We start from the raw sequence: 19,006 nt of genomic DNA, 5'->3' as shown, positions 1-19,006 counted from the left end.
CTCAGAACTTGTAACCCAGCCCCAGCATCACGCCGTTCTGGATCTGCCCGTCACGACGCTCGCCCACGTAGTCGGCCATGATCGACAGGCGTTCGCTGGCGCGGCTGGTCACACCAAGGTTCCAGGCCAGCACCTGCTCGCCCACGGCCTGGCTGCTTGCCCCGAACACCAGATCGGGTGCTGCGGCGAAGCCGGTGCTGTAGCGCGCCTGCGAGTCGCCCAGTTCCTTCTGCCAGACCACGCGGGCACGCGGGGTAATGCGCTCGCCGTTGTTGCCTTCGAAGGTCCTGAACAGCTGCAGGCCGGCGCCCACGCGGATGCTCTCCAGGCTGCCGCTGCGACCGACCAGTGCACCCGCGCCCTGCCCTTCATTGAAGCGCGTGGCCGAGGTACGCGCGTAGTCCACCACCGGCAACAGCGGCTGGATCACCAGGCCCTTGCCCGTGGTGAATGAGAACGCGTGCTCCACCCGCGCGGAGATCGCATCGTTGCTGTACTTGGCACGCAGCGGCTGCTGCAGGCCATCGATACCGCTGACGCTGCGGCGGGTGTCGTGACGCAGGTCTGTGTAGCGCACCGCGGCCGACAGATAGCCGCGCGAATAGGTCGCGTCCAGGTAGCCGCCCACGTCCAGCGCGCGCACGTCACCACTGAAGTCGGAGCCGTCGCGGCCCTTGGTCGACATATCCGCCGCTGCCACGCTGACGCCCAGGGTGACGCGGTCATCGGCAACGCGGGTATCGGCGCCGACGACGATGCCGCCGATGTTATGGCTCAAGCCTGCCACGCCACCGTCGGCATCGATGCGGCCGTGGCTGGCAAAACCGCGCGCCCACAGGCCATGGTTGCGACCAGGGCCACTGCCTTCACCGCCGCCCGCCGCCGGCTCGACCAGATGCATGGCCAGCTGATTGAACAGGCTGCCGTGGCGCATGCCCGGCTGCGCCGACACCGATTGCGCGGCCTGCGAGGCCAGGCCGTCGGCATCACCACCACTGCGCATCGCGGCCTGGTGTTGCTGCACCACGTCGCCGATGCTGCCCAACAATGCGTTGTCGGCCAGGCGCAGGGTCGCGTGCGCGTCACCGCGCAGGGCACCGGCCTGCTGTGCGATCACATCACGGTCGGCGAACTGCAGGGCGCCGAGCAGCGACTTCAGGCCACCATCCCTGCGATCGGAAGCGGTCGCCAGCGCGCGGCCCAAGCCATCGCCGGAAGTGCCGTTGGTGAACAGGCCCAGCTGGTCGAAACCCGGGTTGGCGGTCAGCCACAGGCCGTCAGCGGCCTGCTTCACGTTGAAGCTCAGCAGCGAGTTGTGACGCGGGCGGAACACTTCGCCGCCGGTGATGCTGGCGCTGTAGCCGGTGTCACCCAGGCGCACGACCTCTTCGAAGCCGCCCTGGTAGATCGGGCCGTGCACCAGGTCACGGCGGAAGTCCTGGCTGTAGTAACCCTGCGCCACGTTCAGTTCGAGGAAGGCCCCTTTGGAGATCACCAGCGCGCCGTCGGTCTGCTTGCTGTCGAAGAAGCTGCCTACGCGCAGGCGGCCACTGCCCGCCCCGCCGTTCTCGGTCACATCGAACAGCACCTTCCCGCCCGGCATGATGTTGACGTAGCCATGGGTGACCAGATCGCCGCCGCGCGGCATCAGGGTCCCGTACACGCGCAGGCGGTTGAAGCCGTCCTCGCGCCAGGACGGGCGGGTACCGCTGGCCAGCGCACTGAGATCCATAGCGGTGCCGGCCACGTCACCATTGCCGACCAGCATGCCTGCGCCCATTACCCGCACCTCCGAAGCGCGCAGGGCACCGCCTTCCAGTGCGATGGTACCGTTGTCGACCAGCATGAAGTCGGCACCGGTGGTCGCGGAGGTCCGCCATGTCGCGCCGTTGGTCACGCGGATCACGCCCATGGAGTTGTCCAGCGTGGACACATCCAGGTCGCCCAGGCGCAGCTTCGACAGCAGCAGGGCCTTGTATGTGGGATCGTTCTGGTAGTCCTGTACCGAGTTCGCGCCGATGCCCTGCGGACCATTGCTGGAGGCGTTGTAGATGCTCTGCGCCAGGTTGATGTAGCTGGACTGCCAGTTGGTGTTCCAGCGCGCGAAATCATCATCGACGAAGGTCTGCAGCTGGCGACCGGTGCGCAGGTAGCCCGGGTTGATGTCGCCGCTCACGTTGGCGGTGACATTCAACGTATCGCCCGGGTCGCGGTAGCCCTTGGCGGTGATGACCCTGTTGCTGTAGATGTCCTGGCCCGGGAACGACTCCAGCTTGCTGCCGCTGCCATCAGGATCGAAAGTCACCGAGGCACCCGTGGTGCGCGCCGGATCGCGGAACACCAGCAGGCCGTTGGGCTGCACGACTTCATACATGGCCTTGTGCAGCAGCCCGGCATCGATGCCGCCGCCGTAGTTGCCGGTGTAGATCTGGGTCATCCGCGGCGACGGCGTGTAGATCACTTTGCCGCTGTTGCTGGCCGCGTGGATCTGTACCGAATCGACGATCGGCAGATCACCGGCCAGATAGCGTTCGACGCCACCGGACTGCATGATCGAGCAGGACGAAATGCAGTGGCCGGACACGATGGTGTTCAGGCCGGACGTGCGGATCACGCCCTGCAGCCACTCGCCGGCGATCAGCGCGCCACCATTGGAGGTGCGCAGCACCACTTCGCGGATCGGCCGGCCCTCGGCCTGTGCCTTGGCCAGCAACGCGGGCAACGACACCACATCGGCGTAGGTCACCCCGCCGCTCAGGAAGATGCGATCCCCCTGCACGTGATAACTCATTGCCATGACGTCATCAGCCGCCGCGATGGCGCCAACGGCGATCAGCCCGGCCAGGGCCAGGCTCAACTTCGAATGCTTCATACGTTCTCTCTCTCCACCCGCAACACGCGGGTAAGGAATCAAACGGCAAAGCGCCGGAATCTCCCCCAGCCCCGTCGGCCGGAAAAAATGAATGCATTCACAATGAGAGAGGGGCACCACACACTCTTCCCCATCCGGTCATCGTCGCGTAAAACTCGAAGGCGCACCCGCCAACGTCAGCCGAGGCCAGCCCTGTCCGTTCCGTCCCCCCTGATCCACCACGCGCCGGAGCCACCCGCGCCTGCGGACGCCTTCATCGCGTTCGTACGCGAGGAACGCGCGCCACTGTGCGCGTTCCTGCGCACACGGGGCGTCGGGCCGGAGGATGCAGAGGACATCGCGCAGGACTGCATGGAGCGGCTGATCCGCTATCGCGCGCACGGCACCGACGAACTGCGCCTGCTGCTGTATCGTATCGCGCGCAATCGCCTGGCCGATCGCGGCCGATCGCCGCAGTCGCGACCGCACCTGTCACTGGCCGAGCATGATGGTCACGACGAGCCCACCAGCCCGTCGCCGGACCCCTTGCGCCAGGCAGAGTCCGGGCAGATGTTGTCCCTGCTGCGGCAGGCCCTTTTCAAATTGCCCGAGCGTGCGCGCGAGGTGTACCTGCTCAACCGGATCACCGGCATGAGCTATACGCAGATCGCGCGGCACTGTGGAATTACAGCCAAGACCGTGGAAAAACACATCGCCCGCGCCCTGCAGGGCCTGCGCCAGGAGTTGGGACCGGATCCGCTGCACAACGACGGGGATACCGAATGAGCAGCCACCGGCACACGGAAGACGCCTCGCTGTTCGCACGCGCCAGCGCCTGGGTGGCGCGGTTGGAGGCCCCGGACTGCACCCCTGCCGAACGCGAGTCGTTCGAAGACTGGCTGGCTGAAGACCCTGCCCATGTCAAAGCCTGGGCGCAGGCCGAAGATCTTTTCCAGCAGGGCCAGGGCCTGGCTGCGGACCCATGGCTGCGGACGGCTGCGGCGCGTGCGGCACGGCCTGCCCGACGCCGCTGGCTGCCTGCCGCGGCCGCGGCCGCTGGTATCTGCCTGGCCATCGGCGTGGGCTGGATGGTAGCGGTGGATGGCAACCCAGCCCCGCAGCGCTTTGCCAATGACACGCATCAGGCGCAGCGGCTGACCCTGCCCGATGGCAGCGTAGCCACGCTCGATGCCGGCACGACGCTGCACGCACGCTTTGGCTGGCGCCACCGCGAGCTGGACCTCGAACGCGGCCGCCTGCAGTTGCAGGTCGCGCCATCGAACAAAGCACTGCAGCTGCGCGCCGGCACCAGCACCATCCGCGATATCGGCACCACCTTCCAGGTCGAGCGCCTGCACGATGGCCTGGTCGAGGTCGCGCTGCTGGAGGGTGCGGTGGAAGTCAGCAACGGCGCCGCCCAGCACACCCTGGCCCCTGGCCAGCAACTGCAGGTACTCCCCTCCGGGCGCATCCAGCCCGGTCCAGCGCTGTCCTCCACGGCAGCCGCCGAGGGCTGGCTGCATGGGCAGCTGGTCTTCGATGCCACCCCGCTGTCGATCGTGGTCGAACGCATGAACCGCTATGGCCATGCACCGCTGGTGATCGCCGACCCGGAGATCACCGATCTGGCAGTCAGCGGCACGTTCCGCGCAGGCGACGCACAGGAGTTGCTGTCCGCGCTGGAACTTGGCTGGTCCATTGCTGGCCAGACGCGCCCGGATGGCGCGCTGGAACTGCGCCGCACGTACTGAGGAGGCCTGCGGCGATGGCAGGACCAGGCGCGCTGCAGTGGGGGCTGCTCCGCCCCCTGCTGTGCCTGGCGCTGCTGGTCGCCGCGCCGCCTGCCGCCCTCGCAGGCGATCCGGCTGCCACCCACGACTACCGCATCAACGCTGGCCCGTTGCCCTCGGCATTGCAGCAATGGGCACGGCAAAGCGGCATCGCTCTGGTGTTCGATGCCCGGGAACTGGCGGGGCTCCATGCCAACGGCACCCATGGCCAGGCCGATCCAGCATCGGCCCTGAAACAGCTGGTCGCCGGCATGCCGGTGACCATCCTTCGAACACCGTCCGGTGGCTTCGTGGTCCGCCGCATCCGCGTAGCCCCCGCCGTCGCGGCGCCGGTTCCGGCAACGGTGGCGCCGCGCCCGCGCATGCCCCCGCAGTCGCCCCCCCAGGTGGACCTGGCGCCCATCCATGTCACCGGCAGCCGGTTGCCGCGCACCTCCGTGCAGACCACCCTGCCGGTGACCACGATCGATCGCGCAGACATCCTGCGCAGCGGTTACGGCAGCCTGTTCGACCTGCTGCGACACCTGCCCGGCATGAACGGGCTGCCAGCGATGAGCAGCGCACGCAGTGGCGATTCGCAGTACCTGCCTGTCGGTGCAGCCGCCACCACCAGCCTGGATGGCATGGGACCGCGCGCCACCCTGTTCCTGGTCAATGGCCGGCGCCTGCCCCGTTATCCGATGGTGTCCCTGGAACAGGGCGGGCTCACCGACCTGGGCGGCATTCCACTCAGCTTTGTCGAACGCATCGAACTGGTGCGCGGCGGTGCATCGGCCATCTACGGTGCCGATGCCATGTCCGGCGTGGTCAACATCATCCTCCGCGACCAGGCCGACGGCCCGGAGGCAACGCTGCAGACCGGTCTGAGCAGTCGTGGCGACGCTGGCCAGTACCGCGTGCAGGCCGCCACCGGAGGCCTGCGCGGGAGCGGCGACCGCTGGTTCGCAGGCATCGACCTGCATCGCGTCGATCACCTGGCGGGGGACCAGCGTGAATGGCACGCAGAGACGTCGCAGTACCTGATCGGCGCCTTCCGCGATGGCGACTACTGGCCCGCTACGCGCTGCGACGGACCATTGAAACGACGCAATGGCGCCTGCTGGTTCGACAGTTCGCGCCCTCGTTCGCTTCAACCGGCCTCCGATACCGCCTCGGCCTATCTGCGCTACCGGCATGAGCGTGGCCAGGGACGCTACGTCTATGCCGAAGCCCGCGCCAGCCACAACCGGCAGCGTTTCGATCTGGGCCCGACCGCCGTCGCCCTCGGCCTGTACGGCTACACCTTCAACAGTGTCCTGCGCGAAGCCGGCAATGTGCGTCCCCAGGTCCGTGCCACCGACGCCGATCTCACCCTGGGCATCGGCCGGGACCAGGGCAGCCACAGCTGGGACGCCGGCATCAGCGCGCAGCGCAGCGACGTCACCCTGGCCACGCCGGGCACTGTGCGCGCCGAACCGTTCATCGAGGCGGCGCAGTCGCTCAGGTTCCTGCCAGGCTTCGATGCATTGCCCGCCGATGAAGCCACTTCGCTGTTCCCATCGATCCGCAACCGTGGACTTACCGAGCAGTGGCAGGGCTGGTGGGGCATACAGCGCGCATTGATGCCGATGCGGGGCGGCAATGCGCAGCTGGCTACCGGCATCGATCTGCGCCATGAACGCTGGACGTCGCACCCGGACACCCTGCTGAGCCAGGGCGATCTGGCACTGGGGCTGCCGCAGCAGCAGCGGCGCCTGTCGCGGCAGAGTGGCGGCGCGTATGCGGAACTGGGCCTGCCACTCACGTCGGAACTGCGCATGGACCTGGCCGCGCGCTGGGACTACGACGGCGACTACACGGCATTCTCGCCCCGTGCCGGCCTGCGCTGGACGCCAACACCGCACTGGTCGTTCCTGCTGGCCAGCGGCCGCGGCTATCGCGCGCCCAGCCTGTTCGAACAGCGCCGCCCGCCAGGACAGTTCGGCACCCTTACCCTGCCCGTCTCAAGCGCACTGCCACCTTGTGCACAGAGCGAGCCGGACGGCCGCTGCGTGGTCACTGCGGATGTGGAGGAGAACAACGCGCTCAAGGCCGAGAGCTCACGCAGCCATTCGCTGGCGGCGACCTGGTCACCCAGCGATGCGTTCTCGCTTTCGCTGACCCACAACATCGTCGAGCTGCGCAACGAGATCCTCGCGCTGCAACCGGCCGATGCCGTGTGGAACCGTGACACCTGGCAATTGGATGAGGATGGCAACCTGAGCAGCCTCCGCCTGTCGTTCGACAATATCGGCCGCACCACTTCCCGCAACTGGGTGCTGCGTGGCGAATACCGGGTCGACACCGGCAGCACCGGCCAGTGGTTGTTCTCGCTGGACGCGCTGAAGCAGCAGGAGCTGCGCCGCCGTCGGGACCATGAGCCGGCGATCGACCTGCGCGGGCATGTCACGCCCGAGATGGCGGCGGTCCTCAACGTGCAATGGCAGAACAGCAACTGGGACATCGCCCTGCGCGGCAACCAGGTGGGCCGCACCCGCGCATGGCTGCCCGGCGCCGAGTGCCCGCAGCGGCAGATCGAACAGAACCACTGCATGAATCCGCGCCAGCTGCGCTGGAACCTGCACCTGGCGCGCCGCCTGGGCACACGCGTCATCGCGGCGCTGGACGTGCACAACGTGCTTGATGCGCAACCGGTGAACTACCTGGTCGGCAATGGTGGGCAGATGCCGGGGCTGGACGATCCACTGGGTCGCTACTACCTGCTTACCCTGCAGTTCCGCTGAGCGTAGTACGCTACGCGGCCTGTTCCACCGGTCTGCCACCTTCCCCATGAAAGCCTATCTCTGGTTCTGGGGCGCGTTCCTGCTGTTCTTCGCGTTGCCCTTCCCCTGCATCCTCTATTTCGGAACCTCCTGGCCGGTGGCGCTGGCTGATCGCAGCGCGCCATGGCTGTCCCTGCTGCTGCTTGTGCTGTCACTGGCTGCATGGCTCTCTCTGCTGTTCGCGTTCCTGCATTTCCTGCTGCTCGGCCCACCGCGCGCCCTGCATCGCGTCCGCTCGATCCTCGCCGATGGCGAACCGCGCGATGCGCTGATCGAACACGCTGAACAGACCGGCGTACAGGTGCGTGGCTTCGCGCAATGGAAACTGCAGCTGTCCTTCAAGAACCTGTCCGGCACGCCGATCCGCGAACAGCTGCTGGTGGTCGACAGCAAGCCGCAACTGCAGCGCTTCGGCGTCGGCAGGCACGTCGATGCACGCCTGAGCCGGGTGCCGGGCGCGTTCCCGAACGTGGTACTGGACGGTGCCCAGCCCGAACTGGATGTCGCCAGCCTGTGGCGGCGAAGCATCGGCGCAGCGCTCGGCATCGTCCTGGTAGCCGCTGCCTATGTGGCGGCCTACCGGCTGCAGAGCGAGGGCCTTGGCTGGACCTTCCTGTCCTTCGGCCACCCGCTGCTGGTGTGCCCGCTGGTGCTGTGTGGGTACATGTTGGGGCTGCGCCTGCTTGGCCGCCTGCTGCAGGCTGATGCGCGCGGCGAGGCGTTGAAGTACCGCGGCATCGGCGTTGAGGCCAGGGTGCTGAAGGTGCGTCAGACCGGCACCTACCTCAACGAACAGCCGCAGGTGGAGTTCCAGCTGGAGTACACCGATCGCGACGGCCGCGTACAGCAGGTGAGCGTGCGCCGCTTCATCCCGCTGATCGATCTAGCCAACATCCCGCGCGAAAACGTGACCCTGCTGTACGACCCGGATGACCGTGGCAACGTGCGCCTGGAGGGCGTATGAAACAGCCGCCCTCCACCCGCACCGTGTTCCTGGTACTGCTGCTGGTTCTGGCGGGCGTGGCCGTTGCCGGCGGCGCCCTGCAGACCATCAGCGAAACGCTGGGGCATTCGGTACAGCCGGACCGGTTGCCACCCTCCGTCCCGTCTCAGTCGCCGCGCGAGCAACCCGCATCGCTTGTGCCGTCCCCGGCCGCCTTCCCCGCGGCGAGTACCGCTGCGGCGCCCGAACGCAACAATCGCCTGTTCGATGCGGACTACCTGCAGGCTGCGCGCCAGGCACTGGAGCAGCTGCCGGCACTGGCCGGCCAGAGGCTGACGGTCTTCCATAGCATCCACTTCTACGACGATGGCCGCATCAACCTCGATCTGGTCGACCCGCAACAGCCGGGCCACGTCGACAGCTACCACTTCGAACGTGGCCAGTGGCGCAAGGGCAATCCGGTGAACCCGCAGCAGTTCGCGCCGACCATCAGCCTGCAGCGCAGCAGCACACCCCTGGCCAGCATCGATTTCGAGGCCGTGCCGCGCGTGGCGCAGGCACTGCAGGAACAACGCAACGCGCTGCAGAACCCCGCATCCGAAGTCGGCCACGTCTACGTGATCGTGCGCAAAGGCGGCAAGCTGGTGTGGCTGCCGGATGACGTCGCCGGTGACCGCGAATCCGTGCGCCTGCAGTTCGATGCGCAGGGCACCCTGCGCGGCGTGAACCGTCGATAGGCCACAAAAAAAGGGGACGGAGGGGATTAAGTCGCATGTGCCTTGGTGCGGATTGCGACTTAATCCCCTCCGTCCCCTTTTTCTATTTCACCGAGCGGGCGATGGCGTACTGCGCAGCGTAGTACGTGGACAGCACCAGCACGCCGGCCAGCGGCAGGCCGCCGGCGAAGCGGTCCAAGGCCAGTAGTGAATCGCTGGCGACGAACAGCAGCGCACCAGCGGCCGCCCAGCGCGCGCTGCTGGCTTCCACGGCAGCGGGCTGTGGCCGGCGCCACTGGCGTGCCAGTGCCAGCACCGCCATCGAGGCCAGCACCACCACATACGCCAGCACCGGCGCACGCATCGGTGCAGGCAGGTGCGGCCACAGGCCAAGTACGTTGAGCACGGCAAACGTCGCCAGCAGGACGCTGGCGGCGAGCAGGCCACGTCCGGCACGCAGGCCGTCGCGGAAGGCCACGATGTAGCAGAGGTGGGCCAGCAGGAACGCGACCAGGCCCGGCACGAACGCATCCATCGGCAGCATCAAAGCGATGTCACCCACGCACGACAGCAGCATGCCGGCCAGCACCGCGCGTCGATAGAACGGCTGCGCGGGATCATGCACGCGCCAGACGATGGCAGCGATCAGCAGCGTGGTGGTCGGCTTGGCCAGCCAGTGCAGCCAGCGCCCGTCACCCTGCAGGAACGTGCCGACGATGGCCAGGATCGCCATCAGCAGGATCACGCCATCGCGGGCGCGCGGCTTCATCGCGCCTTCCACAATTCTGCGAGGCGGTCAGGCTTGCCGGCGATACGCTCCAGCACCGGGTACTGCAGGCCACCGTGGTAGGCGATGCTCATCGTTTCGATGCGGTCGAACTGCTTCACCAGCAGCACGATCGGCGCCTTGTCCTTCGCTGCCGCAGCCACCGCGTCCTTCAAGCGCTGGCTGCTGTACTCACGGCCGCCAACCGCGATCACCTTCATGCCCGGTGCAAGACCGGCGTTGAACGCCGGGCTGTCCCAGATCACATCGCCGACCGTACCGCTGTCGAGCACGGTCGCGCCCAGCGAATAGGCGAGCAGTGCCGCCTTGGCGCGTTTTTCCTGTGCCTTGTAGGCGTCGTTCGGCGTATCGCGGTAGACCAGCTTCCAGCCTGCCAGCTCCAGGCCGCCGGTCAACGAACCGTGGCCGTCCAGGCGCCCGCGCAGGAACGTCGCCCAGTCGTACGGCGCGATGCCGTTCAAGGTCGCGACCACATCATCGAAGGTGTACGGGTTGACATCCCAGTCGCCATTGCCGACGCCGAAGAACGCACGCGCGAAGTCGTCCAGGCTGCGGCGGTTGCCGCTCAGTTCGCGCAGCTTGCCCTCCACTTCAAGCCACAGCATCTGGCCGCCGGAGTAGTAGTCCTCGCTCATCTGGTAGTTGCGGTAGGGCAGCGTGCGGCGCTGGGCGATGGTCGGATCGTTGGTAGTGTCCTGCAGCGGCCGCCAGGCCAGGCCCGGTCGGCCACGGTCGTAGGTCGCGGCCACATTGGCCAGCATGTCGCGCGCCTGCGCGGTCGACCACAGCCCCGAACGCGCCGCCAGCACCTGGCCCCAGAACTGGGTCTGGCCCTCGTACACCCACAGCAGGCTGTCGCCCATCGGCACGTTGAAGTTGGCGGTGGCCAGGTCGGCGCCGCGACGGTACTTGCCGTTCCAGGAATGGGTGTACTCGTGCGGCAACAGATCGCGCATCCACGCGTTGCTGTCCCACTCGGTGAAGTAGCCCGGGTCAGCGCTGTTCTCGCTGGAATGGTGATGCTCCAGGCCGATGCCACCGAGGCGGTCGGTCAATGCCAGCAGGAATTCATAGTGGTTGTAGTGGCGCGCACCGTAAAGCTTGTCGGCCTGCTGCACCAGCGCGCGATGCATGGTGATCTGTGCCTCGCTCGGCTTCAGCGATTTGGCGTCGTCGGCAAACACATTGAGGTGCACCGGCACCTTCGCGCCCGGGTCGAGATCGATGCGCTGGTAGTGCTCGCCGGCGAACAAGGGCGAATCGACCAGATGGTCATACGAGATCGGCTTGAACACCACGGTGTCACCGTCGCGCCGCGCGGTTTCCAGCGCGGTTGCGAACGACCAGCCCTTGGGCAGGGTCACGCTGGCCTGCGCCTGCAGGTTGCGCGCATCGACGCCGGCCGGATACAGCGAATTGGCGTTCCACTGCAGGTTGAGCATTTCCGGGGTCATCACCACCCGGCCCTGGCTGCCGCCCTGCGAGGACAGGAAGTCGAAGTGGGCGACGATCTCGCTCACGCCCTCGGGCACGTTTACCTTGAACGCATAGACGTTGAACTGGTCACGCTGCCAGGCCAGCGGCTTGCCGTTGGCGGTCACGCGCAGGCCGGCCAACTTGTCGATCGGGCCGGTGGGCGAATGGTTGCCGGGAATCCACTGCGGGTACAGCAGGGTCATCGGGCCGGGCTTGGCCGGCACCGTAGCGGTCACCTTGAAGATGCGCCGGGCCAGATCGCGCGCGTCGACATCGATGCGCAGCAGGCCGGGGGCCGCGGCATCGCCCGGCGGCGAGGTCTGCGCCAGCGCAGGCGTCGCAGCCAGCGCGAACAGCACGGACATCACCAGGGCACGGGTCTTCATCAGGCAGGTTCCAGCTTCGGTAGAGCCTTTGATGCTAGGCCTGTGGCGTGCGTGGCCCTATGGCCAAAGGTCATGGGAGACAGGCTTGCTGAAAGCCCCAAGCATTCCCTAGCCCCCCCAGCATCTCTGGGGAACACCGATGCACTTCTTCCGAGCGCTGGCTTGTCAGGCCTATCGGCGGTCTGGCAAGCCAACTGGATCGGAAACCTATTTCGATGCTTCTTGCTTGTAAGCGGCTTCAATTGCCCCCTTCAACCTCATCGGATCTTCGATCCTGACGCCTGTCAAACACTTGGAACCCGTTGCATCAAAAAATACAGTCGATGCCGAACCCCCTTGGAAGTGTGCGTAACCGAAAACCGGTGCCGGCGAATCGGCCAGCGGCGCCCATACAATCTTGCCCAGTACGAGTTTCGCCTTCGCGACGTCCCGATCGATACACCCGCCCGATGCTCTCACAATTATCGTTGTCTGGCCTGATCGTTGGTCAAGTTCGGTGGCAAGCTCAATACCGCCGAAATTACGAACGGTCCCGGTCGCAGTGGCGACATCAGCAAGCAAGCCGTTTTTTATACCCAAAGCATCAGCGGCGGCATCCGGTCCCGCACTTCGCGCCAATTCCAGTCGCTCGATGTAATCGAGCGCCTCGAGCTGCGAAGCTTTTGCCGCGGAACTCCATGCCTGAGGGGGCGGGGTTGCCGCTACAGCGGCGAGCGGAACAATCATAGGCAAGGTCAGCAATGATTTCACTGACGTCCTAACAAAATCACCAAGGATAGTTGGCATCGTAGTAGTCCTCGTGCTGCTTGGTATACGTTTTTCCCGACGCGACATGATTGTTATCGCAGAAAACTTTCCCGATATCCACCAATGACTCACCACCCGACCACATGCTCCATAGCTTAGCGGAGTTCTCGGAAATCAACGGGACTTCAACAAATCCTTCAGATGCCACACGAATCTGATCACTTACTACCGCGTTGTTAACCACGGCCTTAGCCTCCCACACGCAATTCCTTTCAACATACTGGGCTTTGGTGATCGGAGCATCAATATTGGGAACACCTGCCTCGTGGTGACCAAGCTCATGACTCAGATAGCCCACAGTTTTATAGAGCCCAGGCCAGTCATTGCTATTGCAAGAGTATGGTGGAACCAATATTTTCGCCGTCAGCGGGTCGTAACTAGGTGGAAGGCCGTATGCTCTTACCCCCTATGTGCCTGGATCTGGGAGGTAAGCGTGGTGGAAGCAGCGGAGATGAAGTCTACGCACTGGCCCAAACCAGTTACAGGGAAGGCCTGCGATTTCGCGTAGGCCGGACAAAGAAGTGAGATGATCAAAATCAGGTATTTCCATACCATTTGTTTACCCCTTTCCTTGGATCACAGCGATCCGACTCAAAAATAGCGCCAGCAGTCCTTTTTCATCATAGGAAAATTCCTAAAGACTCCGCTATTTGCAGCCGATCACACCCGAAACGAGAACGCGTTAAAACTTTTCGGCATCAGGGGCAAGCGTCATGATTTTGAAGACAAACCGCCATGCGTTCGCAGAGAGAAAGACCTCGGGCGAGACCATTGATGGAACAGCGCATCAAAGCTCGGAGTGTTCAAGTGGCATGATCGCTCATCTGCTCATCTGCTCAGCCAGCAATGAGCTGAGCATGGGTCGCGTGTTTATTTGGCAGCTTCCAGCGATGGTACCCTCGATACTCACCATCGCTGCGCCCATCTACTCATGGCGTGAACCTATTTGCGATGCGCAAGCGGGAAAAGGTCACGCGCGGTGCGCCCATCCACGCTTGGCGTGGATCTACTGGCGCGCGTGGGCGGACAAGATCATGGGCGATGCCCATCCACGCATGGCGTGGATCTACGGGTGTGCCGACCGGATGCAGTAGATCCACGCCATGCGTGGATGGACATGCACCCGGTAGCGCCGGGCCATGCCCGGCGAACCACCTTCCGCAGTCAATCCACCAACCGCAGACGCAGTTCCTTCGGCAGCGCGAACACCATCGATTCCGGCTCGCCATCCAGCTCGCCCACGCCGTTGGCGCCCAGCTCGGCCAGGCGGGCCAGCACGCCATCCACCAGCACCTGTGGTGCCGAGGCGCCGGCGGTCACGCCGATGTGCTGCTTGCCTGCCACCCATGCCGGGTCGATCTCGTGCGCGCCGTCGATCAGGTACGACTCCACGCCCTCACGGCGGGCCAGCTCGCTCAAGCGGTTGGAGTTGGAGCTGTTCGGCGAACCGACCACCAGCACCAGGTCGCAGCGCTTGGCCAGATCCCGCACGGCATCCTGGCGGTTCTGCGTGGCGTAGCAGATGTCGTCGTTCTTCGGGCCCTGCATCGCCGGGAAACGCTCGCGCAGCGCATCGATGATGCCGCGCGTGTCATCCACCGACAGCGTGGTCTGGGTGGTGTAGGCGAAGTTTTCCGGCTGGTTGATCTGCAGCGTGGCAACCTGCTCCACGTCTTCCACCAGGTAGATCTGGCCGGTGCCGGCTTCGCGGTTCCACTGGCCCATGGTGCCTTCCACCTCCGGGTGACCGGCGTGGCCGATCAGCACCACGTCACGGCCGGCACGGCAGTGGCGGGCGACTTCGAAGTGGACCTTGGTCACCAGCGGGCAGGTGGCGTCGAACACCTTCAGGCCACGGCGCTCGGCTTCCTGGCGCACGGCCTGGGACACGCCATGGGCGCTGAAGATCACCGTGTTGTTGTCCGGCACTTCGTCGAGTTCCTCGACGAAGATCGCCCCGCGCTGCTTCAGGTCGTCGACCACGAAGCGGTTGTGCACCACTTCATGGCGGACGTAGATGGGCGCGCCCAGCGTTTCGATCGCGCGCTTGACGATCTCGATCGCACGATCGACACCGGCACAGAAACCACGCGGGTTGGCGAGCAGCACATCCATCAGTTCAATCTCCCGGCAGCGGCCGGCTTACGGTTTCGGATTGGCATTATCCGCCTTTTTGGCGGACTTGCCGTCGAACAGGCCAAACAGGGCGATGCCGATGGCACCCACCACGATGGCCGAGTCGGCGATGTTGAACGAGGGCCAGGTGTAGCTGCCCACGTACCACTGGATGAAATCGACCACATGGCCGTGCACCTGGCGGTCGATCACGTTACCGATGGCGCCGCCGATGATGAGCGCATACGGCACCGCGGCCTTCCAGTTGCCGCGCGCGGTGCCGCGCAGCCACCACGCCATCAGGCCGCTGATGGCGATCGCCAGCGCGGTGAAGAAGTACTTCTGCCAGCCACCGGCGTCGCTCAGGAAACTGAACGCGGCGCCGGTGTTGTAGGTGCGGTACCAGTTCCAGAAGCCGTCGATGACCACCACCGGCTGGAACTCCGGCAGGCTCGACAGCACCCAGGCCTTGGACCACTGGTCCAGGCCGATGATGGCGGCCGACAGCAGCAGCCAGACCAGGGCGTTCGGATGCGGACGGGGCGCGGCCATCAGAACCAGCTCCGCACTTCGCCGGCGCCGGTCACGTTGCTCACGCAACGGCCGCACAGTTCCGGATGGTCGGCGTTGCTGCCGACGTCGGCGCGGTGGTGCCAGCAGCGCACGCACTTGGCCTTGGTGGTCGGCTGGGCGCTGACGAACACCTCGTCGGTGGTCGCCGGGCGCACCTGCACGTCGCCACTGATGAACAGGAAGCGCAGTTCATCGGCCAGCGGCTGCCACTTCGCGGCCTGCTCCTCGTTGGCGGCAATGGTGATCTCCGCTTCCAGCGCGGCACCGATGGCGCCGTTGGCACGCATCGGCTCGAGCACCTTGGCCACCTGCTCGCGCACAGCCAGCAACTGATCGAAGTCGGTGGCGTTGAGCTGGGCATCGGCCGGCAGCGGCGCCAGGCCGTCGTACCAGGTGGTGAACAGCACATGGCCGGCATGCTCGCCCGGCAGGTAGCCCCACAGCTCGTCGGCGGTGAAGGTCAGGATCGGCGCCACCCAGCGGGTGAACGCTTCGGCGATGTGGTACATCGCGCTCTGTGCCGAACGGCGACCGTGCGAATCGGTCGGCATCGTGTACAGGCGGTCCTTGGTCACGTCCAGGTACAGCGAGCCCAGGTCCACGCTGCAGAAGTTCAGCAGCAGCTGCACGATCTCGGCCATGTTATAGCCGTCGTAGGCCGCCTTGATCTTCTCCTGCAGCTCCCACGCGCGATGCACGATCCAGCGGTCCAGCGCGACCATCTGGTCGAGCGGACGCAGGTGCTGGGCCGGATCGAAACCGTCCAGGTTGCCGAGCAGGAAGCGTGCGGTGTTGCGCAGGCGGCGGTAGGCATCGGCATTACGCTTGAGGATCTCCTGCGACAGCGACATCTCGTTGCTGTAGTCGGCCGAGGCGATCCACAGGCGCAGGATGTCCGCGCCCAGCTTGTTCATGATGTCCTGCGGCTCGATGCCGTTGCCCAGCGACTTGGACATCTTGCGGCCGTGCTCGTCCACGGTGAAGCCGTGGGTCAGGCACTGCTTGTACGGGGCGCGCTTGTCGATCGCCACGCCGGTCAGCAGCGAGGACTGGAACCAGCCGCGGTGCTGGTCGGAACCTTCCAGGTACAGGTCGGCCGGCTTGCCGAAGCCACGCGCGGCGAGCACGCCTTCATGGGTCACGCCCGAATCGAACCAGACGTCGAGGATGTCGGTGACCTTTTCGTAGTCGGCGGCTTCAGCGCCCAGCAGTTCGGCGGCATCCAGCGAGTACCACACGTCAATGCCCTCGGCTTCGACGCGGTCGGCGACCTGCTGCATCAGCTCCACCGAACGTGGATGGATCTCGCCGGTCTGCCGGTGGGTGAACAGTGCGATCGGCACGCCCCAGGTGCGCTGGCGCGAGATGGTCCAGTCCGGGCGACCGTCGACCATGCTCTGGATGCGCGCCTTGCCCCAGGTCGGGAACCAGCCGACGGTGTCGATGGCGGCCAGCGCATCGTTGCGCAGGTTGGCCTTGTCCATCGAAATGAACCACTGCGGGGTGGCGCGGAACACCACCGGCGTCTTGTGGCGCCAGCAGTGCGGGTAGCTGTGGCGGATCGGATGGAACGCCAGCAGCGAACCGTTGTCGCGCAGCACGCCGACGATGGCCTCCTGCGCCTTCCACAGGTGCTGGCCAGCCAGCACCACGTCACCGGCCGGCGGGGTCGATTCCAGGTACACGCCACGGCCGTCGATCGGGGTCACCTGGCCGGCGTTGTACTTGTCCAGCAGGCCGTACTTCTGGCTGACCACGAAGTCTTCCTGGCCGTGGCCGGGGGCGGTGTGCACCGCACCGGTACCGTCCTCGTCGGAGACGTGGTCGCCGTTGAGCACCAGGATCTCGCGCTCCGGGTAGAAAGGATGCGCCAGCAGCTGGTTTTCCAGCGCCGCGCCGGTGGTTTCAGCGTGCAGCACCAGGTTTTCGACGCCATAGCGCTGCAGCGCGCGCTCGGCCAGCGCCGCAGCCAGCACCAGCCAACGGCGCTTGCCGTTGTGCGCCGGGCCTTCGGCCAGCACGTAGGTGATCTCCGCGCCCAGCGACACCGCCAGCGAGGCCGGCAGCGTCCACGGGGTGGTGGTCCAGATCGGTACGGCCACTTCCACGTCGGCCGGCACGCTCACGCCGAACGCCTGGCCGATGGCCTCCGCATCGCGTGCGGCGTAGGCCACGTCGATCGCCGGCGATTCCTTTTCCTGGTACTCGATCTCGGCCTCGGCCAGCGCCGAGCCACAGTCGAAGCACCAGTACACCGGCTTGGCGCCACGCACCAGGTGGCCGTTGGCCACAACCTTGGACAGCGCACGGATCTCGTTGGCTTCGAAGTCGAAGCTCAGGGTCTTGTACGGGTTGTCCCAGTCACCGGTCACGCCCAGCCGCTTGAAGTCCACGCGCTGGATATTGATCTGCTCTTCGGCGAACTCGCGGCACTTCTGGCGGAATTCGACGGCGTCGAGCTTGGTGCCGACCTTGCCCCACTTCTTTTCCACCGCGATCTCGATCGGCAGGCCATGGCAGTCCCAGCCCGGCACGTAGGGCGCATCGAAGCCGGCCAGGTAGCGCGACTTGACGATGATGTCCTTCAGGATCTTGTTGACCGCGTGGCCCAGATGGATGCGGCCGTTGGCGTACGGCGGGCCGTCGTGCAGCACGAACAGCGGGCGGCCGGCGGCGTTGTCGCGCAGCTGCTGGTAGAGCCCCTGCTCTTCCCACCGCGCCAGAATGCCCGGCTCGCGCTTGGGCAGGTCGCCGCGCATCGGGAATTCGGTGGCTGGCAGGTTCAGGGTGGTCTTGTAGTCCTGGCTCACGCAGTGGCTCGCAATCTATGTTCGGAAAGGATGGCGCGCGCCTGTTCGGCGTCGCGGTGCATCTGGTCGGTCAGCGCCGCCAGATCATTGAATTTCTCTTCGTCGCGCAGCTTGGCGACGAACTCCACATCGATGTGGCGCCCGTACAGGTCGCCCTGGAAATCGAACAGGTGGGCTTCCAGCAGCGGCTCCACGCCCTCCACCGTCGGGCGGGTGCCGAAGCTGGACACCGACGGCCACGGCTGGTCGAACACGCCATGCACCCAGGTCGCGTAGATGCCCGACAGCGCCGGGGTCTTCGGGAACCGCAGATTGGCGGTGGGGAAGCCCAGCGTACGGCCGAGCTGGCGCCCGCGCACCACCCGGCCGCTGATCGCGTACGGACGGCCCAGCAGATCGTTGGCACGGGCGAAGTCGCCCTGCTGCAGCAGCTGGCGGATGCGGGTGCTGGAAATGCGTTCGCCATGCAGGTCGACCGCTTCAATTTCGCCCGCAGTGAAACCCAGTTCGGCACCCATTTTCTGCAGCAGAGCCAGGTCGCCACGGCGGCGGTTGCCGAAGCAGAACTCCGGGCCGATCCAGACCTCACGCGCACTCAGGCGCTTGACCAGCAACTGGCGCACGAAGGTCTCGGCCGGCATCGCCGCCATCGCCGCGTCGAATCGCAGCAGGCCGACCGCATCGACACCGAGCTCGCGCAGGATCTCGACCTTGCTGCGCGCCAGGGTCAGCCGCGGCGGCGGTGTGCCCTGGGCGAAGAACTCACGCGGCAGCGGCTCGAACGCCACGGCCACGGCGGCCACGCCCAAGGCGCGCGCGCGGGCAACCGCGTGGCGGACCAGCGCACGATGGCCCAGGTGGAGGCCGTCGAATGCACCGATACAGACCACGCTTCCGTTGGGGAACAGGTCCCCGCCCTCGACGCTTCTGAACAGCCTGCTCATCAACTCT

Annotated in this window: 15 protein-coding genes; 6 read left to right on the top strand and 9 right to left on the bottom strand. The window is 65.9% G+C overall.

Annotated features, from left to right (window positions below; all coding sequences use genetic code 11):
• Position 1: 1 nt before the first annotated feature.
• The gene (locus AC5P6X_RS07910) at positions 2–2,872 is read right to left on the bottom strand and encodes an autotransporter outer membrane beta-barrel domain-containing protein (RefSeq protein WP_088436858.1); all 2,871 of its coding nucleotides are present in this window, start codon (positions 2,870–2,872) and stop codon (positions 2–4) included.
• 255 nt (positions 2,873–3,127) lie between these two features.
• Between AC5P6X_RS07910 and AC5P6X_RS07905 the strand changes: the two genes are divergently transcribed.
• The 5 genes from AC5P6X_RS07905 to AC5P6X_RS07885 are packed head-to-tail and all read left to right on the top strand — an operon-like array spanning position 3,128 to position 9,122.
• A complete protein-coding gene (locus AC5P6X_RS07905) occupies positions 3,128–3,637 on the top strand; it encodes an RNA polymerase sigma factor (RefSeq protein ID WP_080052359.1) in 510 nt (169 codons plus the stop codon).
• Complete coding sequence (locus AC5P6X_RS07900; RefSeq protein WP_033833367.1) at positions 3,634–4,602, top strand: FecR family protein; 969 nt, start codon at positions 3,634–3,636, stop codon at positions 4,600–4,602. The genes AC5P6X_RS07905 and AC5P6X_RS07900 overlap by 4 nt, the downstream gene beginning before the upstream one ends.
• A gap of 14 nt (positions 4,603–4,616) precedes the next feature.
• A complete protein-coding gene (locus tag AC5P6X_RS07895; RefSeq protein WP_123958326.1) occupies positions 4,617–7,403 on the top strand; it encodes a TonB-dependent receptor in 2,787 nt (928 codons plus the stop codon).
• Positions 7,404–7,449: 46 nt separating this feature from the next.
• Positions 7,450–8,406 carry a hypothetical protein gene (locus AC5P6X_RS07890; protein ID WP_329757103.1) on the top strand — a complete coding sequence of 319 codons (957 nt, stop codon included), beginning with the start codon at positions 7,450–7,452 and terminating at the stop codon, positions 8,404–8,406.
• Entirely contained in the window at positions 8,403–9,122 is a 720-nt protein-coding gene (locus AC5P6X_RS07885; protein ID WP_088436856.1) for a hypothetical protein, read from the top strand. Before AC5P6X_RS07890 ends, AC5P6X_RS07885 begins: the two co-directional genes overlap by 4 nt.
• An 82-nt stretch (positions 9,123–9,204) precedes the next feature.
• Here the strand turns inward: AC5P6X_RS07885 and AC5P6X_RS07880 are convergent, their stop codons facing one another.
• From AC5P6X_RS07880 to AC5P6X_RS07865, 4 genes are all read right to left on the bottom strand, one after another.
• Positions 9,205–9,870 (bottom strand): lysoplasmalogenase, encoded by a 666-nt coding sequence (locus AC5P6X_RS07880; RefSeq protein WP_329757105.1) that lies wholly within the window; start codon positions 9,868–9,870, stop codon positions 9,205–9,207.
• Positions 9,867–11,750 (bottom strand): M61 family metallopeptidase, encoded by a 1,884-nt coding sequence (locus AC5P6X_RS07875; protein ID WP_329757107.1) that lies wholly within the window; start codon positions 11,748–11,750, stop codon positions 9,867–9,869. The genes AC5P6X_RS07880 and AC5P6X_RS07875 overlap by 4 nt, the downstream gene beginning before the upstream one ends.
• Before the next feature lie 207 nt (positions 11,751–11,957).
• Positions 11,958–12,536 carry a hypothetical protein gene (locus tag AC5P6X_RS07870; RefSeq protein WP_143572877.1) on the bottom strand — a complete coding sequence of 193 codons (579 nt, stop codon included), beginning with the start codon at positions 12,534–12,536 and terminating at the stop codon, positions 11,958–11,960.
• Positions 12,517–12,855, bottom strand: a complete 339-nt coding sequence (locus AC5P6X_RS07865; protein ID WP_141097954.1) for a hypothetical protein — start codon at positions 12,853–12,855, stop codon at positions 12,517–12,519. Before AC5P6X_RS07865 ends, AC5P6X_RS07870 begins: the two co-directional genes overlap by 20 nt.
• A gap of 415 nt (positions 12,856–13,270) precedes the next feature.
• Between AC5P6X_RS07865 and AC5P6X_RS07860 the strand changes: the two genes are divergently transcribed.
• A complete protein-coding gene (locus AC5P6X_RS07860; RefSeq protein WP_123958321.1) occupies positions 13,271–13,651 on the top strand; it encodes a hypothetical protein in 381 nt (126 codons plus the stop codon).
• Between the two features lie 70 nt (positions 13,652–13,721).
• On the opposite strand, the gene ispH is transcribed toward AC5P6X_RS07860, so the two are convergent.
• From ispH to AC5P6X_RS07840, 4 genes are read right to left on the bottom strand one after another with little or no spacing between them, the layout of a single operon-like run.
• Positions 13,722–14,672 carry a 4-hydroxy-3-methylbut-2-enyl diphosphate reductase gene (gene ispH, locus AC5P6X_RS07855; protein ID WP_049448422.1) on the bottom strand — a complete coding sequence of 317 codons (951 nt, stop codon included), beginning with the start codon at positions 14,670–14,672 and terminating at the stop codon, positions 13,722–13,724.
• Positions 14,673–14,699: 27 nt separating this feature from the next.
• On the bottom strand, positions 14,700–15,224 hold the full coding sequence (lspA, locus tag AC5P6X_RS07850; RefSeq protein WP_005408564.1) for a signal peptidase II: 525 nt from the start codon (positions 15,222–15,224) through the stop codon (positions 14,700–14,702).
• Entirely contained in the window at positions 15,224–18,055 is a 2,832-nt protein-coding gene (gene ileS / locus AC5P6X_RS07845; protein ID WP_108270265.1) for an isoleucine--tRNA ligase, read from the bottom strand. The genes lspA and ileS overlap by 1 nt, the downstream gene beginning before the upstream one ends.
• On the bottom strand, positions 18,052–18,999 hold the full coding sequence (locus tag AC5P6X_RS07840) for a bifunctional riboflavin kinase/FAD synthetase (protein ID WP_005408562.1): 948 nt from the start codon (positions 18,997–18,999) through the stop codon (positions 18,052–18,054). The genes ileS and AC5P6X_RS07840 overlap by 4 nt, the downstream gene beginning before the upstream one ends.
• Positions 19,000–19,006: the final 7 nt, after the last annotated feature.

It is taken from the genome of Stenotrophomonas sp. YJH_SMC_40 (assembly GCF_059368615.1).
Note: the sequence above shows the minus strand (reverse complement) of the source record. Positions and strands in the feature narration are given on the sequence as shown.